Source organism: Streptomyces fructofermentans (assembly GCF_014651055.1).
Lineage (GTDB): Bacteria > Actinomycetota > Actinomycetes > Streptomycetales > Streptomycetaceae > Streptomyces > Streptomyces fructofermentans.
On the sequence record NZ_BMWD01000066.1, the window covers coordinates 1 to 2,966 of the forward strand.

The following is a 2,966-nucleotide window of genomic DNA, read 5'->3' on the forward strand; positions in this document are numbered from 1 at the left end:
GTTCAACGGGGTTCAGTTGTATGCCCAGTTGGAGACGGGTCTGGGTGACGTGGAGCGTCGGGTGTCGGTGTTGTTGCAGCATTTGCTGCCGTCGATTGCCGCGCCGCCGGTTCTGATGCGGTTGGATGTTGCGCCGGACCGTGGGGCGCGGGTGCTGTTGGAGGCGGCGGAGGCGGCGGCGGATGAGGTGCCGGTGCCGGCCTGAGCCGTGCGCCGGTTGCGGGGTATCGGACAGTGGTCCGGCTCTGCAAAGGCGAGCGCCGTGGCGGGGGCGTGCGGATTCTGAGCGATCCGTTCGGACGGCTGCCACGGGTCTCGCGTGCTGTGCCCGGCTCGACGCGCGATCTGACTGTGGTGTGACAGCACGGGGGTATCGAAGCCCTCGCTGAAGCGGGACTTGAACGGGGGCCTGCGAGGTGTGTCGAGGCGTCGGCGGATCCGTCCGCCCAGTGGTTCGGGGTCGGCGCCTCGAACGGGGGAGACGCCGCCGCAACACCACCCGCGGCAGGCCCTGTTGTCTCGGTGTACAAGTCGTCGCCGGACTTGAGGGCCGACGCTTCGGTGCGTGGGTTCGGGTTGGGGCTATCGAGGGTTGCGCCGTCGGCGTGCGCGTTCGAACTCGGCGACGTCCGATATCCAGGGGCCGTGTTGCTCGAGTGCGGCGCAGCCGCCGCGCACGAAGATGCTGACCAGGTTCCGGTATCCGCTCATCCCGTCGACCAGGCTGTACTGGACCCGGTACTCCGGTTCCGACGTGTCGGTGCCCTTGCGCAATGTCGTGATGCGGGCGATGGAATCGGCGTAGAAGTGGAGTTGGATTCCTTCACCCATCTCCTCGTCCTCGATGGTGAACACTTCGTTGTCCGCGGAGGAGCGGGTGGCGACGAAGTCCCAGAACTCGGCCGTGGCAGTGCGCGGGCTGTTCTGTTGCCACTTCTTCTCGACGTCCTTGTCGTCGGTGAACAGCAGGAGGGTCTTCCTCGCGCCTTCGTCGATGTGGGCGTGGAGGCCGACTGTCTCTTCGTCGTCCATGGGTGCGTTCCGGGAACGGCTCGCGGCTTCCGAGCACATCAGGAGGCTCACGGTATGTACCGCGTCGTCGGCGAGCCCGGGGTGTGCACGACGTACAGCCGTTTCGACCGTCGTCTTCATCCGCTCCCAGTCGCGCTTGTCCGTGGCGTGCTTTCCCCGACGTGGATCGCGGCCGATCCGCATTCCCGCGCACGCCTGCTCCGCGGTGGCGACCACCCGCCTGACCTCGGGCAGCAGGGCGGCGTCGACGGCATCGGGTGTCCGCCTTACAACTGACGCGCCGTGAAGGTACTGGCCCGTGTATCGGAGCATCGCTGCGTCGAGCGGGCCGAGCACTGTTCCTCGCTCGGCGCGACGGCGGTTCGCGTGGTACTCCTGAGCTCGCTTCCCGTTCGATGTCTCTGTTGCCGAGCGCATCGCCGCGCATACCTGACCGCGCTCGAGCAGAGCGATGTCGGCCCCGTGGGCGATGAGCCGACTCCTGTCCCACCGGATGCGCTGGAAGAGCGCGTCGACGTCCGCGGGTGCGGCGAGGAGGATCGGGTCCAGGAGCGCGACGGCTGCGTTCTCGTCGAGCTGGCCCCGGGTTCCGGCTGCGTCGCACAGCGGAAGAACCGCGCTCCACAGCAGCAGGTGTCTGGCCAGGTCCTCGCGGATCACCGCGAGATGGGCCTCGCTGATCGGGAAGGTGAACGTGCGGGGCTCGTGGTTGGCGTCGGCACCGGCACCGAGCGTGAGCATCAGCTCGCTTTCCTCGCGGATCACGTTCGGTATCCAGCCGCTGTGGCGCGTGAAAACGATGTCGTACATGGATTCAGTCTTTCCTGGAACTGCGCCGGCCGGCTTTACGAAGATGCGGCGGACCTGTCCGGCACCCTGTGCCTACGACCACCGAGCGAATTCGACGTCGAGGCGTGCGTCGGTGCGTACCCAGACCTCGCCCTCTGCGGCCTCGGCCGGGGCGTCGGCTCGTTCGACACCGAGGAACTCGATCAACTTGAGCAGTTCAGCTCGTTCAGCCCGGTCGTCGTCGACGCCGTGCGAGTCGAAGAACACGTAGAACTGGTCACTCGGGTCCACGCAGCCCGAAACGCTCCAGATACGGGCGACTTCTTCGATCGCCGCTGCTTCCGTCGTGATGGTGGCGGCGCGGGCGGCACCGCGAGTCTCCGGTGACGCGTCGAGGTCGGCGGGGTCGGAGAACCACTGTCCGAAGTGGTCGAGGCCGGCGTATCCGTTCTCGAAGAACAGCATCGCGCTCGGGAGGTAGCGATTGCCCCTGTCGACGCGGAGGTATTGCGACCGAGGCGGGTCCGCGTCCTTGATCCGGGAGATCACGCCTTGCCCGGGCATGAGCACCAGACTTTGCCCCGACGGCTCATCGTTGATGGTGAAGGTGTCGGAGTCCCGACCACGGAAGAACGTGGAGAACGCTACGTAGGCTTCCTGAGGGTCGACCACGGAGACGTGCTGTTCATTGCCGTCACCGGCGGCGAACACGAACTGCTTCGGTCCGGGGTCATAGGGGCGAGCCATGTGCGTCCTTCGTTCACCTGGGATGGCTCCACCAGCGTAGCCGCAGCGCCGGGCGTCCCCGGACCCGGCTGTTCATCGCCGACGAGCAGCCACGAAAGCCGGCGATCGGCCCACCCCGACGATGCCAGCAGTTGCTTTCGTGGGGGCTGCTTTGCGTGCGGTGGCGGTCGGGTCTGGCTTGGTCTGGCGCGGCCTGGTGGCTGGTGGCCGGCTGGCTGGCTGGCGGGTTTGTCGCGGCCGGTGTGGGTGGGGTGGGTGGGGTGGTTTAGGTGGTGGGGGGTGGGGTGGTGATGGTGGTGGTGAAGATGGTGGTGTTGTTTTGGGTGCCGGTGATGCGGGTGTGGGTGTGGCCGGTGCCGGTGCCGGTGCCGGTGTTGCGGGTGTGGGTGTGGTTGCCG

Annotated in this window: 2 protein-coding genes and 1 pseudogene; 1 reads left to right on the forward strand and 2 read right to left on the reverse strand. The window is 67.1% G+C overall.

All coding sequences use genetic code 11. The features are described 5' to 3' along the window. A pseudogene (locus IE265_RS37920) lies at positions 1 to 205 on the forward strand (TetR/AcrR family transcriptional regulator); the annotation flags it as partial. A gap of 377 nt (positions 206 to 582) precedes the next feature. Here the strand turns inward: IE265_RS37920 and IE265_RS37925 are convergent. Further along, on the reverse strand, positions 583 to 1,842 hold the full coding sequence (locus IE265_RS37925; protein WP_190040352.1) for a DUF6357 family protein: 1,260 nt from the start codon (positions 1,840 to 1,842) through the stop codon (positions 583 to 585). Between the two features lie 72 nt (positions 1,843 to 1,914). Then, positions 1,915 to 2,568 (reverse strand): DUF6357 family protein, encoded by a 654-nt coding sequence (locus tag IE265_RS37930; protein ID WP_190040353.1) that lies wholly within the window; start codon positions 2,566 to 2,568, stop codon positions 1,915 to 1,917. Between the last annotated feature and the right edge of the window lie 398 nt (positions 2,569 to 2,966).

What these genes read in the sequence shown, in the direction of transcription:
- IE265_RS37930 (WP_190040353.1), bottom strand. Translation starts at nt 2,568, where the DNA reads ATGGCTCGCCCCTATGACCCCGGACCGAAGCAGTTCGTGTTCGCCGCC.
- IE265_RS37925 (WP_190040352.1), bottom strand. Translation starts at nt 1,842, where the DNA reads ATGTACGACATCGTTTTCACGCGCCACAGCGGCTGGATACCGAACGTG.